General features: G+C 31.7%; 15 protein-coding genes. 14 read left to right on the top strand and 1 reads right to left on the bottom strand.

The genetic code is table 11. From position 1 onward, the window contains the following. The first annotated feature begins 45 nt into the window (after positions 1-45). A complete protein-coding gene (gene folP, locus RH99_RS06145) occupies positions 46-852 on the top strand; it encodes a dihydropteroate synthase (RefSeq protein ID WP_010235380.1) in 807 nt (268 codons plus the stop codon). Between the two features lie 4 nt (positions 853-856). Continuing rightward, a complete protein-coding gene (gene folK / locus RH99_RS06140) occupies positions 857-1,672 on the top strand; it encodes a 2-amino-4-hydroxy-6-hydroxymethyldihydropteridine diphosphokinase (RefSeq protein ID WP_010235378.1) in 816 nt (271 codons plus the stop codon). A gap of 351 nt (positions 1,673-2,023) precedes the next feature. On the opposite strand, the gene RH99_RS06135 is transcribed toward folK, so the two are convergent. Further along, a complete protein-coding gene (locus tag RH99_RS06135) occupies positions 2,024-3,247 on the bottom strand; it encodes a YibE/F family protein (RefSeq protein WP_010235375.1) in 1,224 nt (407 codons plus the stop codon). A gap of 371 nt (positions 3,248-3,618) precedes the next feature. Here RH99_RS06135 and RH99_RS06130 point away from each other — a divergent pair, with 371 nt between their 5' ends. The 12 genes from RH99_RS06130 (at position 3,619) to RH99_RS06075 (ending at position 19,117) form a co-directional block, all read left to right on the top strand. Further along, positions 3,619-5,724, top strand: a complete 2,106-nt coding sequence (locus tag RH99_RS06130; RefSeq protein WP_010235372.1) for a purple acid phosphatase family protein — start codon at positions 3,619-3,621, stop codon at positions 5,722-5,724. A 401-nt stretch (positions 5,725-6,125) separates the two neighbouring features. Continuing rightward, positions 6,126-7,394, top strand: a complete 1,269-nt coding sequence (locus RH99_RS06125) for an efflux RND transporter periplasmic adaptor subunit (RefSeq protein ID WP_010235369.1) — start codon at positions 6,126-6,128, stop codon at positions 7,392-7,394. Positions 7,395-7,491: 97 nt separating this feature from the next. Next, positions 7,492-8,208, top strand: a complete 717-nt coding sequence (locus RH99_RS06120) for an ABC transporter ATP-binding protein (RefSeq protein ID WP_010235367.1) — start codon at positions 7,492-7,494, stop codon at positions 8,206-8,208. Beyond that, entirely contained in the window at positions 8,205-9,401 is a 1,197-nt protein-coding gene (locus RH99_RS06115) for an ABC transporter permease (RefSeq protein ID WP_010235364.1), read from the top strand. Before RH99_RS06120 ends, RH99_RS06115 begins: the two co-directional genes overlap by 4 nt. 22 nt (positions 9,402-9,423) lie before the next feature. Next, positions 9,424-10,392 (top strand): glycosyltransferase family 2 protein, encoded by a 969-nt coding sequence (locus RH99_RS06110; protein ID WP_010235362.1) that lies wholly within the window; start codon positions 9,424-9,426, stop codon positions 10,390-10,392. Positions 10,393-10,557: 165 nt separating this feature from the next. Further along, a complete protein-coding gene (locus RH99_RS06105; RefSeq protein WP_010235360.1) occupies positions 10,558-11,274 on the top strand; it encodes a hypothetical protein in 717 nt (238 codons plus the stop codon). Positions 11,275-11,455: 181 nt separating this feature from the next. Continuing rightward, on the top strand, positions 11,456-12,367 hold the full coding sequence (gene nadA / locus RH99_RS06100) for a quinolinate synthase NadA (protein ID WP_010235358.1): 912 nt from the start codon (positions 11,456-11,458) through the stop codon (positions 12,365-12,367). Between the two features lies 1 nt (position 12,368). Beyond that, a complete protein-coding gene (locus RH99_RS06095) occupies positions 12,369-13,670 on the top strand; it encodes an L-aspartate oxidase (RefSeq protein ID WP_010235356.1) in 1,302 nt (433 codons plus the stop codon). After that, complete coding sequence (gene nadC / locus RH99_RS06090; RefSeq protein ID WP_010235354.1) at positions 13,651-14,487, top strand: carboxylating nicotinate-nucleotide diphosphorylase; 837 nt, start codon at positions 13,651-13,653, stop codon at positions 14,485-14,487. Before RH99_RS06095 ends, nadC begins: the two co-directional genes overlap by 20 nt. A 390-nt stretch (positions 14,488-14,877) precedes the next feature. After that, entirely contained in the window at positions 14,878-16,191 is a 1,314-nt protein-coding gene (gene larC / locus RH99_RS06085) for a nickel pincer cofactor biosynthesis protein LarC (protein ID WP_010235352.1), read from the top strand. A 76-nt stretch (positions 16,192-16,267) separates the two neighbouring features. Beyond that, on the top strand, positions 16,268-17,020 hold the full coding sequence (larB, locus tag RH99_RS06080) for a nickel pincer cofactor biosynthesis protein LarB (RefSeq protein ID WP_010235348.1): 753 nt from the start codon (positions 16,268-16,270) through the stop codon (positions 17,018-17,020). A 717-nt stretch (positions 17,021-17,737) separates the two neighbouring features. After that, positions 17,738-19,117 (top strand): radical SAM/SPASM domain-containing protein, encoded by a 1,380-nt coding sequence (locus RH99_RS06075; protein ID WP_010235345.1) that lies wholly within the window; start codon positions 17,738-17,740, stop codon positions 19,115-19,117. Positions 19,118-19,272: the final 155 nt, after the last annotated feature.

Below are 19,272 nucleotides of genomic sequence, written 5' to 3'. Positions count from 1 at the left end.
GCCTAATATAATGACCAATTAAAAAGGTTACAAGGGGAGCAGAAGATGAAAATAGGTAATAAAAGTTTTAATATAGGTGAGAGAACCTATGTGATGGGAATTTTAAATGTGACACCTGATTCTTTTTCTGATGGAGGAAAGTTCAACAGTATAGAAATGGCTATAACACATGCAAAAGAAATGATAGGCAATGGAGCAGACATAATTGACATAGGGGGAGAGTCTACAAGACCTAATCATACTCCAGTAGAGATAGAAGAGGAAATTTCAAGAGTTGTTCCTATAATAGAAGCTTTATCAAAGGAAATAGATGTTCCTATATCTATAGATACATACAAGGGAAAGGTAGCAGAACTTGCCGTAAAGGCAGGGGCTGATCTTATAAATGATGTATGGGGTTTTAAAAAAGATCCTTATATATCAAAGGTTGCAGCAGAATATGAAGTGCCCTGCTGTATTATGCATAACAGAGATAATAGAGACTATAATGATTTTGTGCAGGATGTATTGAAGGATTTAGAAGAATCTATAGATATAGCAATAAAGGCAGGCGTAAAAAGTGAAAATATAATACTTGATCCTGGTATAGGATTTGCAAAGAGCTACGAGCAAAATCTTATATTAATGGATAATTTAGATAAATTGAAGGAATTAAAATATCCTGTACTTCTTGGAACTTCAAGAAAATCCTTTATAGGAAATACACTTGATTTACCCGTGGAAGAAAGGGTAGAAGGTACAGTTGCAACTTCTGTTATAGGTATTATGAAGGGCTGCGATTTTATTAGAGTTCACGATGTACTTGAAAATAAGAGAGCCTGTGTTATGACGGATGCCATAGTTAGGAGATAATAATATGGATAAAATATATATAAAAGATTTTGAAGTGTTTGCAAATCATGGAGTGTTTAATGAAGAAAAGAATTTAGGACAAAAATTTATATTATCTATGGAACTTCAATTAAATTTAAGGAAAGCTGGACTTACTGGAGATTTAAATGAAACTGTAAATTACGGAGAGCTTTGCCTTGAGGTAGAGAAACAATTTACAAAGGAAAGATACGATTTAATTGAAACTGCTGTAGAGAAAGTAGCAGGATTTATTCTGTTAAAGTATGATTTAGTAAAAAAGGTAAAAATAATTTTAAAGAAGCCTTGGGCACCTATAGGAAGACATGTTGAATATGCTGCTGTGGAAATAGAAAGAGGTTGGCATACAGTGTATGTTGCTCTAGGTTCAAATATGGGTGATAAAGAAAAAAATCTAAAAGATGCTATTAAATTGATAGATAATAATGATCAAAGTAAGGTTACAAAAACTTCAAAGTTCTATATTACAGAACCTGTAGGGTATTTAGATCAAGACGACTTTTTAAATTGTGCTATAGAAGTAAAAACTATTTTGTCTCCTGAGGAATTTATGACTACTCTTCTTGAGTTCGAAAACACTCTAAAAAGAGAGAGGTTAATACATTGGGGACCTAGAACTATTGACTTAGATATACTTCTTTATGATGATATAGTTACTTCTGATGAATATTATACAATACCCCATCCAAGAATGGCAGAAAGACTGTTCGTTATAGAGCCTTTATGTGATATAGCGCCATATCTAGTTCATCCTCTTTTAAATAGAAGGATTATTGATATAAAGTCTGAACTTTCTAAATAAAGTAAGGCACATTCAAATAAATAGTCAGTATGCGAGGTCTATTTATTTTCATATGCTTAATGGAAATTTATTTATATAGTATGAAAAAATAGAGTTTAACATTTAAGATTCATTTATCAATGTTAAGCTCTATTTCTATTTATATGAATTATCTAGGAACGTGTGGAAGGCATATTCAAATAAATAACTAGTCAGTATGCTAGACTATTTTGAATCCTACTGCGTCAGCAGAACCCTCAGATAGCCCAACTATCTTCGGAACCTGCTTCCTTGTTGGATTCAAAATATTCGTCGCATCTTTGACTTACTATTTATTTTCACATGCCTAAATGTATTTTTATTTAATATTAATTAATTTTCAAGGGATTTTACATTAGTTTGTGTTGCACCATTATTAAGCTTGTCCTGAATAACTGCATCTTTAGTTTCAAGCAATGAGGATGGAATTACTTTTGAGGAAATGAAAGCTATTATAGGTACTGTAAATATTATGGCAAGACTGCCTGTTAGACCTTGAATAATTTCTATACTCACCATATCCATATTCATTAATTGCGTAAAGGAAACATTATAAGAGTATATAACCATTATCATGTTTAAGGAGGAACCTACAAAGGCCAAAATAAGAGTGTTTGCCATGGTTCCCATCATATCTTTACCCACATTCATACCAGAACGAAATAATTCCTTTGTACTAAGTTTTGGATTTGATGAGTATATTTCTTGAACTGCAGAGGCAATAGACATACTTAAATCTAAAACCGCTCCTAGAGAGGCAATGAGAATGCTTGCTAAAAGTAAGCCCTGTACCTGCATACCAGATTTAGTGGAAATCATGTTTAGTGTTTCCACGTCATTGGAGTTTATTCCAGTTAAATGTGCCAAGGATCCAAAAACAACTGCGATTATGGCAGCAATCACAACTCCAGATATGGTGCCTAATATAGCAGAAATAGTTTTATTGCTCCAGCCAGCTAGTAAAAATAAAGTAATACAAGTGATGATAATTACTATTAAAATTGAAGCATATATAGGAGAGTATCCACTATATATCATTGGAATGAATAAAAATATAATGCATATGAAAGTAAATACAAGACCTAAAACAGATTTTATTCCTTTTCTTCCACCTATTATACTTAGTGCTAAGAAAAAAATAAGAATAAAGGCATATTGAATTGGAGCCCTATAATAGCTATATACTGTGGCACTATAAGTATTTTTGTTTACGGAGTTGATGCTTGCAATGAATTTCATACTTTTTTTTACAAATACATTATGAGTATCGCTTAAATAATTGGATACTTTAGTTATGTCACCCTTATGTTTTCCTGTAAGTATTTTTGCTTTTATATCCTGACTTCCAAAATAGAAGCCCTTCATATTTACACTTTTTTGTAGATTATTATTTTGTACATCTAGTACTTCTGCTTTTTCGTAATTTACATTTGTCGTGTCTCCAGTGGGCTTAAAGACTATTGGATGAGTAACATTAAAAAAATACAAAAATATAAAAAAAGCGCTTATAGATATTAAAGAAATTATAATTTTTGAAAGTTTGGAATTGTTATACATAAGTTTCCTCCAATATAGATAATTTACAATTAACAAAAAATGATAAATGAAGCTATTATTTGTAACATATATTAATAACTTACTAACATTATAAGACAGTGAAGATGCAAGACTGTAAGGTTTGTGTAAAGAATAGGTTAAAAATAAATAATATTAAAAAATTTTTATAATGATTTTACATGGAGTTTACATAAATCCAGAAATTTTACATAGGCATAAAGAAAATATTGGAATTAAATGTTAACATAGGATTTGTATAAAGTAGTTCGGAGAAGCTTGGAGATGATATATGAGTATAAATAAGTGATAAATGGACCTTTTAGGTAAAGACTTAAAAGAAAAAATTAATAAATAGAGGGGTAGATTAAAAGATGATAGGTCATAAGAAATTAGCTGCACTAGTTGTAATGCTTACAGTTACACTTTCAGGATCTCTTGTAACAAGTGGAATAGCAGCTACAAATCCAACAGGAAATAATAAGGTAACAGCTGCAGCCGACGACAGTCAAAGTAATTTTACCGATATATCACTTTCAGTAGCTTCAAAGGCTACAGACTTAAATTTTACATGGTATTCATTAAATAGCAAAGGTACACCAACAGTTCAGGTTGCATTAAAATCAGATTTTGATGGAAAAACTTTTCCTGCTGACAAAGCTCGTACATTTAAAGGGAATACTTCATTGGGCAATAATGGAATGACTTCCTATAAAGTAAACACTAATGGTTTTGCTGAATCCACTCAATATGTATATCGTTTAGGCGATGGAACAAATTGGAGTCCAGTCTATAATTATAACACTCATCAAACTAGTCAATATAGTTTCTTCTATATGGGAGATCCACAGATTGGTGCAGGTGGTGATATAGCTAAGGATTCCGCAGGGTGGGTAGATACTATGAATAAGGCTACTCAGCAATTTCCTAATACTAATTTTATGGTTTCCATTGGCGATCAGATAAACAATGGAAAAGAACTTAATGGACAAAGCAATGAAGTAGAATACAGTGGATATTTTGCACCAAGCCAACTTAAGAACTTACCAATTGCAGCCATTGCTGGAAATCATGAAACCTATGGGCCAGGGCATACAACTCATTTTGATGCTCCAAATATGTCCACACAATATGGTGAATTTGCATCACAGCCTACTTCAGGAGCAGATTATTATTTCACTTATGGCAACACACTATATATGGCTTTAAATAGTAATGATATGAATGAGGAAGAGCATAAGCAATTTATGCAGGATGCTATTTCTAAAAATCCAAATGCAACTTGGAAAATAGTACTTATGCATCATTCAATTTATAGTTCTGCAGATCATGAAACAGATAGCGATATTATACAGAGAAGAAATGATTTACCACCAATTTTTGATTCACTTGGCATAGATGTAGTTTTAGATGGACATGATCATGTTTATACAAGAACTTATCAGATGAAGGGTGGACAAGCTCAGAAAAATCAGAAGGTAGATGCTGAAGGAAGAGTTATAGATCCAACAGGTACTCTTTATATGACAGTTAACTCTGCCAGTGGAAGTAAGTATTATAAAATACAAGAGCCAAATAACAATTACTATGAAGCTAAGAAAGAGCAGCTTAATACTCCAACCTTCTCCCGTGTTTCTGTAACAAGTAACAGTTTTACAATTGCAACTTATAGAACTGATACAATGACACAAACAGATAGTTATACAATTGTTAAGTCTACTGAACCAAATCAAGCAGCTGTAGGTGTTAAAGATCAAATAAATAATTTGCCAAATTCAGATTCTATATCATTAAATGATGCAGATAAAGTTCAGGCAGCTCGTAATGCCTATAATGCATTAGATGCTGGTCAACAGAAGTTCATAACAAATTTAGATAAATTAACAGCTGATGAAAGTAAAATTGCTCAGCTTAAGGAAGCAGCAAAGAAGCAAGCAGATGAAAAAGCAGCAGCAGCCGTTAGTGGAAAGATAAATACAATTCCTAATGACATAGTTTTAAATGCTAATAAAGATGTTTCAGATGCAAGAGAGGCATATGATGCACTTAGTAATACACAGAAAGCTTTAGTTACAAATTATGATAAATTAAAGTCAGCTGAGGCTACTGTTAAAAAACTTCAAACATCAAATTCAAATACGAATAATGGTAACAAAACATCTGATTCAAATACTTCATCTACAAACGAAAAGGTCGCAACTAGCACACAGGGTTCAAATACAAGTTCATCAGCTACAACACCAGACTCAAGTTCAACATCTACCAGTGGAAACTCAACAAGTACAACACCTGTTTCTAGTGTTACGGCTACTACTCTTCCAAAGACTGGACAGTTTGTAGATCAAAATGTACTTATTGGATTGGGAGTATTATTAATTGCTATAGGGTCAGCTGTTATGGTAATTTATAAAAAGAAGATAAATTTAAAAGATGTGGTTTCAAGATTCTTTAACTCTTTCGCTAAACATTTAAGAGCATAGAATAAAATTATCAAAGTGTACAATCCCATCTTGTAAAAGAGGGATATGATACATAGCAGTATTTTAGAAATCATGGGATATATATATATAAATATAAAGCAAGGCTCCTCAACTTATAGAGAAGTCTTGTTTTGTTTACTTTATCCCATGAATACCAGACCTAATACTTCCATCGCACTCTGTGAAAGTGTTTTTTTTATTTCCAATAATCACACAAATTTCACACAATTATTTGATATTGGTGCAACAATTTATAATTATAATTTAGATATCATCAGAGGAATAAGAAATCATTATACTCGATTGATGATTTCTTTGATAATGTCTAATCTCATATAGAGAAAATGGATGAAAAAAGTAATTATAAATATTGATATTATGAAATTTGCGGAGGGATATAAATGAAGAGTAAGTTAATTAAGGCTATTATTGCATGTGTAGTAGTTGCTATGCTTGGTACTGGAGGGTATTTCGGATATAAAAACTATTTTGGAAAGAAAACAACAACTACTTCTACCAGATACTATAGTACGGCGGTTTCAAAGGCTAATTTGAGTGAAACGGTTCAAGGAACTGGTGCGGCATATTCAGGTTCAACAAAGGATGTATCACCAAATAATAATGGAACTCTATCAGGTTTAACTGTAAAAGTAGGTGATACTGTTACTGCTGGACAAACATTGTTTACAGCTAGCAGTACTGATCTTACAAAGGCAGTTACTAATGCACAAAATAATTTAACTAAAGCTAATCTTTCACTTGATACAGATGAAAGTTCAGAGAAGGTAGATGACAACAAGGTAGCTTCTGATAAGATAGCTGTAAGCGATGCCCAATCACAACTAGATACTGCAAAGGCAGCTTTAAATAATATAACAGTTACTGCTCCCATAGGTGGACTTGTTACTGCTGTGAGTAATGTCAATGGTGATAGTGTTCAATCAGGTAAAGCCGTTCTAACAATACAAAATATAGGGTTAATAAATATTAATGTATCTGTAGATGAATTAGATATAAATAAGATAAGTGTGGGTCAGAAGGCTACTATAAAGTTTGATGCCATTACAGATAAAACCTATGAAGGTACAGTTGCATCAATAGCTCAAACGGGAACTTCTTCAAATAGTGTAACTACATATAATGTAGTAGTTAGTGTTAGCAGTCCTGATTCAAAAATAAAAATTGGAATGAATGCTACTGCAACCATTGCAGTACAAAGTAAAGAAAATGCATTGGTAATTCCTTCTGAGGCATTGGTTGAGACTAATGGACAAAAGTATGTAAGAGTGGAAACTAGCAGTGATTCAAGCAGTAGTACTACTCAGAGTTCAAGTAATGCTGCAACAAGTCAAAGTACTCAAGGATCAAGTGGACAAAGCTCCTCTAGCTCTTCCAGCCAAAAGCAAGGGCAAAGTAGCGGTGTCACTTCATCTAGTGGTAAATTAGTAGCTATAAAGACAGGATTAGAAACTGAAAATTACATTGAGGTAACAGAGGGTGTTAAAGAGGGAGATAAGATTTTAGTTCAATTACCATCTACTACTACCACTACTAATAATAGAGGTAATGGAATGGGTGGCATGGGTCAAGGCATGAGTGGCGGAATGGACAGCGGCTCTCAAGGTGGTGGCAGATCACAAGGAAGTGGCAGCGGTACACCAGGAAACTAAATTACTATGTTGAAAATTGAGATTTATATGTAATTATGAAGAGATATAATAAGAGATTAAAGAATTACCTAAAAAGATTATAGAAGGAGGTAAAGAAATGTCAGAGGATTCAAACAATAAGGATATAATTAGAATGAAAGATATAGAGAAAGTATATAAAATGGGCAGCAGCACCTTTAAGGCTTTGAGTGATGTAGACTTGACTATTGCTGAAGGTGAATATGTTGCTATTGTTGGACCTTCAGGTGCTGGAAAGTCTACCCTTATGAATATCATAGGTTGTCTTGACAAGCCTACAAATGGAGAATACATTTTGGACGGCTTAAATACAAGTTGCAATGATAACAAATTAGCTGAAATAAGAAATAAAAAGATAGGTTTTATATTTCAAAGCTATAATTTACTACCCAAATTAAACATAATGGAGAATGTTGAACTTCCGTTAATTTATTTGGGATATCCAAATAATAAGTCAAAAGAAAAGGTAAAAGGAGTTCTTGAAAAAGTTGGACTTAGTAATCATCTAAAACATAAACCCTCAGAGTTATCAGGAGGCCAGATGCAAAGAGTTGCTATAGCTAGAGCATTAGTAACAGATCCTCAAATGATTCTTGCAGATGAACCCACAGGTGCACTGGACAGTAAGACAGGAAAAGAAGTACTTAAGATGCTGACAGATCTAAATGATGAAGGAAATACTATAGTAATGATCACTCATGATATGGAAATAGCATCTCATGCTAAGAGAATTATTACAGTAAAGGATGGAAAGATAACTTCTGATAACTTAAATGAGAGGGAGGTAGGAGCATGAGATTCACAAAGCTTGTTAAGATAGCTTTATCTTCTGTATGGAATAATAAAATGAGGTCCTTCCTTACTATGCTAGGAATAATTATAGGTATATCTTCAGTAATTATACTTGTGGGTATAGGTCAAGGAACTCAAAAAGACGTTAGTGATCAGATAGAAAGCCTAGGTACTAATCTTATAACTGCTAATATAATGAGCTCAAAATCTATAACAATTAGCAGCGAAGATTTAGCAAGTTTAAAGACTAAACCAGGGGTTAAAGAAATTGCACCACAAATATCAGAGTCAAATGTAAATGTAAAATCAGGAAGTAAATCCAGCACTACAACTTTGGAAGCATCAACTCCAGAATATGCTGAAATAAAAAGTCTTACTGTAAGTTCTGGAAGATTTATAAACGATAGAGATATAGAAAATAGGTTTAATTCAGTTGTAATTGGAACAGAAACAGCACAAAATGTTTTCGGCGATACAAATGTAGTGGGAAATACAATGTATGTAAATGGAATAGAGTTCACTGTGGTAGGAGTTCTTAAATCTGAGGGTACATCAAGTTCAGGTTCTAGTGATGATAGAATAATAGTTCCATTGTCAACAGGAGAGAGACTCTTAAAAACTTCCAGCGCTAAAACTTATTATATTGAGGCAGATAGTAAGGATCAGGTTGATACAGCTATGGCATATACACAACTGTTTTTAGATAAAAAATTTGGTCTTCCTGGTAATTCTACCAGTACAACTACTAATAGTTACTATAGGGTTATGAGCCAAACAAGCCTTCTTGATACTGCTACTTCAACTACTAAGAGTATGACCACAATGCTTGCAGGGGTTGCAGCTATATCTCTTGTAGTAGGTGGTATAGGTATTATGAATATAATGCTTGTATCAGTGGTAGAGAGGACAAGAGAAATAGGAGTTAGAAAGGCTATAGGCGCTAAGAGAAGAACAATACTATTACAATTTTTAATTGAAGCAGCAAGTGTAAGTGCAGTAGGCGGAATAATAGGAGTGATCATTGGATATCTTGGAGCCTTTATTGGAGAAAAATTCTTCTCAACAACTATTGTTATTTCTAATAATGTAGTACTTGGTTCATTCTTATTTTCCTTGTTAGTGGGATTAGTATTTGGAATATATCCAGCTAATAAGGCATCTAAGTTAAATCCAATAGATGCTTTAAGATTTGAGTAAAAAATAAAATGGGGTGATAAAGATGTCAGATGAAGTAATTTATTCGGTAGTAGTTCCTGTTTACAATGAGGAACTTTTAATCAGTGAAAGTTATAAAAAATTAAAATGGGTTATGGATTCTATTAGAGAAAATTATGAAATTGTATTTATAAATGATGGTAGTATGGATAAGACTAGAATTATAATAGAAAATATTTGTAAAGAAGATGAGAAAATAAAGCTTGTGAATTTTTCAAGGAACTTTGGACATCAAGCTGCTATAACAGCAGGAATGAATGTGGCTTTAGGAAAGGCCATCATTGTAATTGACGCAGATCTTCAAGATCCGCCAGAAGTCATGTTAAAGATGATTGAAAAATGGAAAGAAGGCTATGAGGTTGTATATGGGAAAAGAATTAAAAGAGAAGGGGAAACATTCTTAAAGAAGTTTACTTCAAAAATATTTTATAGACTGCTAAAAAATATGACCAGCATAGACATTCCAGTGGATACAGGTGACTTTAGACTTATAGATAGAAAGGTATGTAATTCATTATCAATGCTTCCTGAAAAGAATAGATATGTAAGAGGACTCGTTAGTTGGGTTGGATATAAGCAGACTTTTGTAGAATTCATAAGACATGAGAGATTGGCAGGAGAAAGCAAATATCCTTTAAAGAAAATGATGAAGCTAGCCTTTGATGGAATAACTGCATTTTCATATAAACCTCTTGTAATCGCTGGTTATTTAGGTGGTATATCATTCTTTATAGGATTAGTTTCACTTATTATTACATGTATAAAGGATTTAATTAAGCATTATAGCCTATTAAACATGGCGTCTATATTATCAGTAAATATTCTTATGTTTGGATTAATACTTGGAACCATTGGTGTAATGGGACAGTATATAGGAAGGATTATGGATGAAACTAAAGACAGACCTCTATATATAGTTGACAATATAGTAAGTTATAAGGAATCTGAAAAAAAATATGAAAAGATAATGTAACCTTTTTAATTATAAATTTCATGGAAAAATTAGATTAACTACCATGATAAACATTAATTAGACAACATTAACAATTATGAAAATAAAAACTTTGCTCTATATCTAATTAATAATTCATCATATTGGTTATAATAACCTCGTAATAAATTATTAGGAGGTAACAATATGATAAAATTTGTAAAAAAGGTTGCAGCTCTAGCTATTTGTCTTGCAATAGGACTAAGTGCAACAGCTTATGCTTCTCCTGAAAGCAATAGTAATGCAACTAAGAATCCCAGTAACAATGAGGCCAATAATAAAACTCATGAAAGTAATGATGGTAACGAACATCATCACCATCATAAAGGTAAGATATTAGAAAAGCTAGGAATAACAAAAGAAGAATTACAAGAAGCACAAAAATCAGGAAAAAATTTCTTTGATATTGCAAAGAAAAAAGGTCATAGTGAAGAAGAAGTAAAGAAAATGATGATAGAGGATAGAAATAATCACATAGATCAGGCTGTTAAAGATAAGAAAATAACAAAAGAAAAAGCTGATCAAATAAAGAATATAGTGAATGAGAAAATAAAAAATTGGGATGGAAGCCTAGAGGATAAAGATAATTCAAATAATAATGAAAATAAAGCTGAAGGCAACCAAGCTAAAGAAAATACAACTAAGGATAATGGAAATGTGACTGAAAATAATCAATCAAAAGATAATGAAGGTAAGGGTAGTGAAATAAAAAATAATAGCAATAAAGATAATCAGCCCAATAGCAATGGAACTCAGAATAATGAATTAAAGAATAATGGTACTGAAAACAATAAGACAAAAGCCAATAAAGAAAATAGTAAAGCACCAGAAAATAGCAAAAATAAAAGTGGAACAAAGGAATAAATTAGCTTTTATATAAGAATGTAAATATTATACTATTCTAGATTTATACTTACCAGGTAAAAGCCACCATGAATTTAATAAACTCATGGTGGCTTTTGTATATTGATAATACAAAATTATAGTGATATATTTATAGATAGGTGTATATACAGATGTAAATATAAAATGGAGGTCTGTAAAGATGACTGAATATATTAATGAAGAGATACTAAAACTTAAAAAAAGTAAAAACGCTATAATTTTAGCGCATTATTATCAAATACCAGAAATACAGGATGTTGCGGATTTTGTAGGAGATTCCTTTGAACTCAGTAAACGTGCCAAAGAAAATGATGCAGATGTAATTGTATTCTGTGGAGTAAGATTTATGGCGGAAAGTGCCAAAATATTATCTCCAAATAAAAAAGTTTTATTGCCTGTTAAAGAAGCAGGATGTCCTATGGCTGATATGGCCACAGTAGAACAAATACTTAGTATGAAAAAGGAATATCCAAAAGCTAAAGTTGTAACCTATGTAAATTCTTCTGTAGAAGTAAAAGCAGTGTCAGATGTCTGTTGTACTTCTTCTAATGCTATAAGAATTGTAAAAAATATAGATGCAGAAGATATAATATTTGCTCCTGATAAGAATTTAGGTTCCTATATACAAGAAAATGTACCTGAAAAAAACATTATTTTATGGAAAGGTCACTGTTGTGTTCATGACAGAATTAGTCAGGAAGATGTTTTGAGGGGAAAAGAACAATGTAGTACAGCTAAGATTCTAGTGCATCCTGAATGTAGAAAGGAGGTACGTGATTTAGCTGATTACATTGGAAGTACCAGTGGAATAATTAATTATGCAGCTAAAAGTGATCATGATAAGTTTTTAGTTGTTACTGAAGAAGGCGTATTGCATAAGATGAGAAATGAAAATCCGGATAAGCAATTTTTCTCATTAAGAGGAATGACTTGTAAAAATATGAAAAAGACATCTCTGGATAATGTATACTGGAGTCTTGATGAAATGTATCATGAAATAAATATAGATGAAGATGTGAGAAAGAAAGCAGCAGCTGCTTTAGAAAATATGCTTATTTTAGGAAGTGATTAAGATGGATATATATACAGACGTTTTGATAGTTGGATGTGGTGTATCTGGAATGTATGCGGCCTTAAATATCAATAATAATTGCAAAGTAGTGATACTTTCAAAATCCAAGACTGATGAGTGTAATACTTACCTTGCTCAAGGTGGAATCTCCCGTGCAAAGGATAAAGATGACATAGATCTTTTTATTCAAGATACTATGAAAGCAGGAAAAGACAAGAATAAAGAGGAAGCAGTAAGAGTTCTTGCAGAGGAGTCTATAGAAAATATCAATAGATTAATTGGGCTTGGAATGGATTTTGACTATAAAGATGGAGAGCTTGATTATACACGAGAAGGCGCACACAGTATAAATAGAATAGTTCATTCCACAGATGAAACTGGTAAGAGAGTATTTGAAACCCTTTTTAAGCAGGTTAAGAATAGAGACAATATAACTATATATGAGGATACAACTTTAGTTGATTTGTTAAAATTTAAAGGAGCTTGTTGTGGAGGTATAGTAAAGAGAAATAATGGTGTTGATTTTATACATGCTAAATATACTATTTTAGCTTCAGGGGGTATTGGTGGGCTGTTTTTGAACTCTACTAATAGAAGAACTATGACTGGAGATGGCATAGCTATAGCTCTAAAGAACAATATAGATGTTACTAATTTAGGTTATATTCAATTTCATCCTACTGCACTGTATGAAAATAGCTCAGAGGAAAGAAAATTCCTCATTTCTGAATCCTTAAGGGGTGAAGGGGCAAAATTATTTAATATTAATAAACAGCGTTTTGTAAATGAACTTTTGCCAAGAGACATAGTGGCAGAAAGTATATGGGATGAAGAGAGAAAAACGGATTCTAGCTTTGTTTACTTAGATGCAAGTTTTATGGATAGTGAGTTTATAATAAATAGATTCCCTGGTATTTACAAAGAGTGCAAGAAGAGAGGAATAGATGTTACTAATGAGCCTATACCAGTTACTCCTGTACAGCATTATTTTATGGGTGGAATAAAGGTTGATTTGAATTCTAGCACTTCCATGGATAATTTATATGCCTGCGGTGAAGTAAGTTGTACTGGTGTACATGGAGCAAATAGACTTGCAAGTAATTCTCTACTAGAAGGGCTCGTATTTTCTAGAAGGGCAGCTTTAGATATAAATAAAAATATAAATAGTAAAGATATTATACCATTAAAGCATAATATAAAATTAAAAGAAGCGGAAGAAATAATAGATAGCAATCTAAATTCTGTACTTAGTGAATTTAAAAAAGTGTTAGGGGAGAAGGAACATGAACTCATTAACAATTGATAATATAATAATTAATGCCCTTAAGGAAGATGGAGCCTATGATGATATTACTACTAACTCTATTATAGATGGCAAGGATAGATGTAAAGTAGACTTAATAGCTAAAGAAGATGGAGTATTGTGTGGCACAGGAGTATTTAAAAGAGTATTTGAAATTTTGGGAGATGCAGACGTAATATTTTCTTCTCAGGATGGTGAAGATGTAGATAAGGGACAAATAATTGGAGAGATTAGAGGATTAACTTCTAGTGTTCTTAGTGGAGAAAGAGTTGCATTAAACATTTTGCAGAGAATGAGTGGTATAGCAACTTTAACACGAAGATTTGTTGATAAAATCCAAGGGACAGGAACTAAATTATTGGATACAAGAAAGACTACTCCAAATTTTAGAATACTTGAGAGATATGCAGTTAAAATTGGTGGTGGAGAGAATCATAGGTACAATTTAAGTGATGGAGTACTTATTAAGGATAATCATATAGCTGCTGCTGGAGGAATAAAAAATGCTATTGATATGACTCGAAAAAATGTTTCTTTTGTTAAGAAAATAGAAGTTGAAACTGAAACCTTAGAACAGGTACAGGAAGCTCTTTTAGCTAATGCGGATATAATAATGCTAGACAATATGGATCTTGAAACTATAAGAAAAGCACTGAATCTGATTAATAAAAAGGCTCTTACTGAGGTGTCTGGTAATGTGGATCTTGAAACTATAAGAGCATTAGCGGAAACAGGAGTTAATTATATATCTACAGGATATATAACTCATTCTTATAAGGTACTTGATTTAAGTATGAAAAATTTAATATCAATATAGTTTTAATGTAATTATAGGGTATATCCAAAACTGTACTATGGATATACCTTTTTGTTATAATATAATATATAGGAAAATAGTAAAAATTACTTTATTCTGGTTGAGATAACAGCAACACGTCTCTGGATAATTCATCTAAACATGGCGGGAGTAAACCAAACTCCAACTAAGTAAGGCATGTGAAAATAAATAACAAGTCAAAGATGCGACGTATATTTTGAATTATACAAGGAAACAGGTCCTGATGATAGTGGTGCTATCTGAGCGTTCTGCTGACGCAGTAGAATTGAAAATAGGCTAGCATACTGACTAGTTATTTATTTGAATGTGCCTAAGACTAATTGATAATTACAAGTTCGGTATGAGCTAATATAAGAGGAGGACAAAGTGATGAAAATATTGTATTATGATTGCTTTTCTGGCATAAGTGGAGATATGAATTTAGGGGCAATGATTGACATTGGAGTACCAAAGGATTATTTAATAGATGAATTAAAAAAATTAAAGCTAGAGGGATATTCAGTAAAAATTTCAAAAGATATGAGAAAGGGTATTACAGGAACAAAAGTTGATGTTTTACTTGAAGATGAAAATGCTACTATTCGTGAAGAAGAGCATAATCATCATGAAAACAATCATATCCATGTTCATGATGATGAAAACAATGATGAGCATGGTTTAGACAGTCATTGCCATCATGACCACAAGCATGAGCATGAGGATATGCATGGGCATACTCATATTCATAGAGGATTAAAAGAAATAGAAGATATAATAAATGGCAGTTCTTTAAAATCAGAAGTTAAAAAAATAAGCATGAATATATTTATGGAAGTAGCAAAGGCTGAAGCTAAAGTTCATAATAAACCATTATATGAAGTACATTTTCATGAAGTAGGTGCTGTTGATTCTATTATAGATACAGTAGGGGCAGCCATTTGCTTAGATTATTTAAAGGTTGATAAAGTAATATGTTCAGATATAGAACTAGGAGGTGGCTTTGTAAAATGTGCTCATGGTCTTATTCCGGTACCGGCACCAGCTGTGGTTGAGATATTAAAGGATATACCTGTAAAGTCCGGTGCGGTTCAGTTTGAAACTACAACTCCTACAGGCGCGGCAATTTTAAAGGCTGTAGTTGATGACTACACAAATAATAAACAATTCAAGATAAAAAAAATAGGTTACGGTATAGGAAATAGAGATACTGAGATACCCAATGTATTAAGAGTATTTTTGGCAGAGAGAAAAGATAGTGCTAAATGTGACCTAGAGAAAGAAAGGGCATATGTTCTAGAATGTAATATAGATGATATGAATCCAGAAAACTATGATTACATAATGGAAAGACTTTTTTCAATAGGTGCATCGGATGTTTTTTTAACTCCTATTATAATGAAAAAGGGTAGACCGGCAGTAAAATTAAGTGTTCTTTGTAGTGATGACAAATTTAAGTTAATAGAGACATTTATACTATGTGAAACTACAACTTTAGGCTTTAGGAAATATGAAGTGGAAAAGACAATGCTAAAAAGGGATTTTTCTAAAATAAGTACTAAATTTGGAGATATAACTATAAAAAATGCTTATTATAATGGTGAAAAAATAAAGAGTAAACCAGAGTATAGTGAATGTAAGAAGCTTGCATGTGAAAATGGTATACCCATAAAAGAGATTTATATGGAAATAAAAGATCAGCTATAGTTTGGTTTGAAATATTATTGCTTGTAGTTATTAGAACTATAGGGATAATCAAATAAGTAATAATGAAGGTGAATATATGAATCTGGATAACATGAGAGAATTACTAAATAAGGTTAAAAGTGGAAAAATAACTGTAGAAGATGGAGTAGAAAAGTTAAAGGATTTACCTTATAAGGATTTAGGATATGCAAAGATTGATAATCATAGAGAAATAAGAGTTGGATATCCTGAAATTATATACTGTGCAGGTAAAACAGTAGAGCAAGTTAAAGGAATCATACAGTTTATGATTACAAAAAATAATAATATATTGGGAACTAGAGCTTCAAGAGAAATGTATGAAGCTGTGAGAGAAATTTGCAAAGAAGCTGTTTATAATGAATTAGCAAAAACTATAACTGTAGTTAAAAGACAAGAACAGGAAGTAACAGATTCATATATAGCTATAGTAACGGCGGGTACCTCTGATTTGACTGTAGCAGAGGAAGCAGTAGTAACAGCTGAGATTTTTGGAAATAAGGTAGTAAAGGTTATAGATGTAGGTGTAGCTGGTATACATAGATTGTTTGATAAGATAGATCTAATCAGGGGAGCAAAAGTGATTGTAGTAATTGCTGGTATGGAAGGAGCACTTGCAAGCGTAGTAGGAGGGTTAGTTGATAAACCAGTTATTGCTGTTCCTACAAGTATTGGCTATGGGGCTAATTTTGGAGGCTTATCGGCTCTTCTTTCCATGTTAAATAGCTGTGCTAGTGGTGTAAGTGTTGTAAATATAGACAATGGATTTGGTGCAGGATATATTGCAAGTATGATTAACAAATTAAAATAGAAAATTATATAAAATATTATTTTTAAAAGATAAATATTGATTTCCACTGAAATGAATTATATTCCATAAAATATGATATAATACATCTTAGGGAATTCCTATACATAAATTGTGATTAAAAGTATATATTTAATAAATAACAAGTCAAAGATATGACGTATATTTTGAATCTTAAAAGGAAACAAGTCCTAATGATAATGGCGCTATTAGAGGGTTTCGTTAACGTAGTATGATTCAAAATAGACTAGTATACTGACTAGTTATTTATTTGAGAAGATGTCTTAACAGATGAATTTAAATAAAATGTCTATTTTATAAGGAAGATAATTTATTACAACATATACAATATGAATAATCATTAATAGAAATTTTAACAAAAAATTTTTTGATAATGTGGAAAAATTAACAGTATTCAAAAAATGTTTACATCTACTTAAATAGGGGGATGAATCGATTTCACTATTTTGATATTTAGTGTAGATATTATATATAATATCTAAAAAATGGAGAAAAATGGAGCAAATTAAAGTATTCTAATGGTAATACCAGATGATATGAAATTTGTTTCACATTATGAAGTCCTATAGGATTTGTAAATGTATTTAATAGGAATATAATAGTTTTATAGAGAGATGGTAATCATCTAATATAACAACTTTTAATAGCCTGTAGGATCATGAGTTCTATTTACTATTAAGTTTGTGAGGAGGATTTTTCATGAATGTTATTAATACAGTAGAAAAGGGTTTGAAGACTACTTTAGTTAACACTATAGTAGATATTTTGGATAAAAATCCAGAAAAAAATGTTGACAGGATTTTTGCACTAATAAAAAAGACAATTAAAGATCCAGATGAAAAGGCGCAAATAGATTTTGTATGTGACTATTACAAGGAAAATAAACCTACCTATGAATTTGTTCAAAATATATTAAAGACTACAAATAAAAATTGTTTGAAAAAATTCTTTACTAATTTCTTTGCAAATGCTGCATGGTTTGGAGCACCTGTAAGAGATAGCCTTAAAGAAGAAGGTGGTAGTGCGCCGTTTATAATTCTTTTAAGCCCATCAATGAGATGTAATTTAAGATGTACAGGTTGTTATGCAGGGAATTATAGCAAAGAAGATGATATTCCAAGAGAAGAAGTAGAAAGAATTATAGGTGAAGCAAGAGACCTTGGAATTTATTATATGGTAATACTCGGTGGAGAACCTTTTATAAATAAATATATGTTAGACGTATATGAGAAGTTTAATGATGTTATGTTTACACCATTCACTAATGGTACAATGATTACTCCAGAGGTAGCAGATAGATTACAACAACTTGGAAATGTAATACCTATGTTCTCTCTTGAAGGTTTTGAAAAAGAAACTGATGCAAGAAGAGGTAAGGGTGTATTTAAAGCAGTTATGAAAGCTATGGATCTTCTAAAGGAAAGAGGAATTCTATTCGGAGTTTCATCTGCAACTGCAAGATATAACATAGATGTAGTTACTTCAGATGAATTTATAGATATGCTAACAGAAAAAGGCTCAAAGATGAGTTGGTATTTCATGTATATGCCAATCGGTGAGTCACCAGATTTAAATGCTATGCTTACACCAGAAGAAAGATTACATCTTGGGGAAAGAACAAGATATATAAGAGAAAATAAACCTTATTTCACTATAGATTTCTTTAATGATTCACCTTATGTTGGAGGATGTATTGCTGGTAAATACTATTGCCATATCAATTCAAATGAGGATGTTGAACCATGTATTTTCTCACATTTTGCAGCTTATAATGTTAAAGGTAAGCCTTTAAAAGAAGCCTTTAAGACAAAATATTTTAAAGAGATAAGAAGTAGACAACCATACAACAAAAATTTATTATTGCCATGTATGATGATAGATAATACTAATCAGATAAGAGAAATAGTTAAGAAGACAGGAGCATATCCAACACACCCAAGTGCTGCTAAAATGATTGAAGATCCTTTATTTATGAAACAACTTGATAATCTTGCATCGAAATTTAAACCGGAAGCAGAGAAAGCTTGGAAAGAAGTTTTCAATGAAGAGGGTAACTATAAGATGTCTAAAGTAGATTAATATTATATTTTAAAATGAAGAACTAAGGAATTTTAAATAAATATCAAGGCAAGGATGCCTAAATAAAATATTCCCTAATATAAAATTTTATATTAGGGAATATTTTATTTAATAATATAATGATTTCGTAAAAAAGTTCTATACCTATGGACATT

The sequence above is a fragment of the Clostridium arbusti SL206 genome, from assembly GCF_000246895.1.
GTDB lineage: Bacteria > Bacillota > Clostridia > Clostridiales > Clostridiaceae > Clostridium_I > Clostridium_I arbusti.
Note: the sequence above shows the minus strand (reverse complement) of the source record. Positions and strands in the feature narration are given on the sequence as shown.

Coding starts and splice junctions, on each gene's coding strand:
- RH99_RS06075 (WP_010235345.1), top strand. CDS start 17,738: ATGAATGTTATTAATACAGTAGAAAAGGGTTTGAAGACTACTTTAGTT.
- RH99_RS06105 (WP_010235360.1), top strand. CDS start 10,558: ATGATAAAATTTGTAAAAAAGGTTGCAGCTCTAGCTATTTGTCTTGCA.
- RH99_RS06125 (WP_010235369.1), top strand. CDS start 6,126: ATGAAGAGTAAGTTAATTAAGGCTATTATTGCATGTGTAGTAGTTGCT.
- folK (WP_010235378.1), top strand. CDS start 857: ATGGATAAAATATATATAAAAGATTTTGAAGTGTTTGCAAATCATGGA.
- folP (WP_010235380.1), top strand. CDS start 46: ATGAAAATAGGTAATAAAAGTTTTAATATAGGTGAGAGAACCTATGTG.
- nadC (WP_010235354.1), top strand. CDS start 13,651: ATGAACTCATTAACAATTGATAATATAATAATTAATGCCCTTAAGGAA.
- RH99_RS06135 (WP_010235375.1), bottom strand. CDS start 3,247: ATGTATAACAATTCCAAACTTTCAAAAATTATAATTTCTTTAATATCT.
- RH99_RS06095 (WP_010235356.1), top strand. CDS start 12,369: ATGGATATATATACAGACGTTTTGATAGTTGGATGTGGTGTATCTGGA.
- RH99_RS06130 (WP_010235372.1), top strand. CDS start 3,619: ATGATAGGTCATAAGAAATTAGCTGCACTAGTTGTAATGCTTACAGTT.
- larB (WP_010235348.1), top strand. CDS start 16,268: ATGAATCTGGATAACATGAGAGAATTACTAAATAAGGTTAAAAGTGGA.
- RH99_RS06120 (WP_010235367.1), top strand. CDS start 7,492: ATGTCAGAGGATTCAAACAATAAGGATATAATTAGAATGAAAGATATA.
- nadA (WP_010235358.1), top strand. CDS start 11,456: ATGACTGAATATATTAATGAAGAGATACTAAAACTTAAAAAAAGTAAA.
- RH99_RS06115 (WP_010235364.1), top strand. CDS start 8,205: ATGAGATTCACAAAGCTTGTTAAGATAGCTTTATCTTCTGTATGGAAT.
- larC (WP_010235352.1), top strand. CDS start 14,878: ATGAAAATATTGTATTATGATTGCTTTTCTGGCATAAGTGGAGATATG.
- RH99_RS06110 (WP_010235362.1), top strand. CDS start 9,424: ATGTCAGATGAAGTAATTTATTCGGTAGTAGTTCCTGTTTACAATGAG.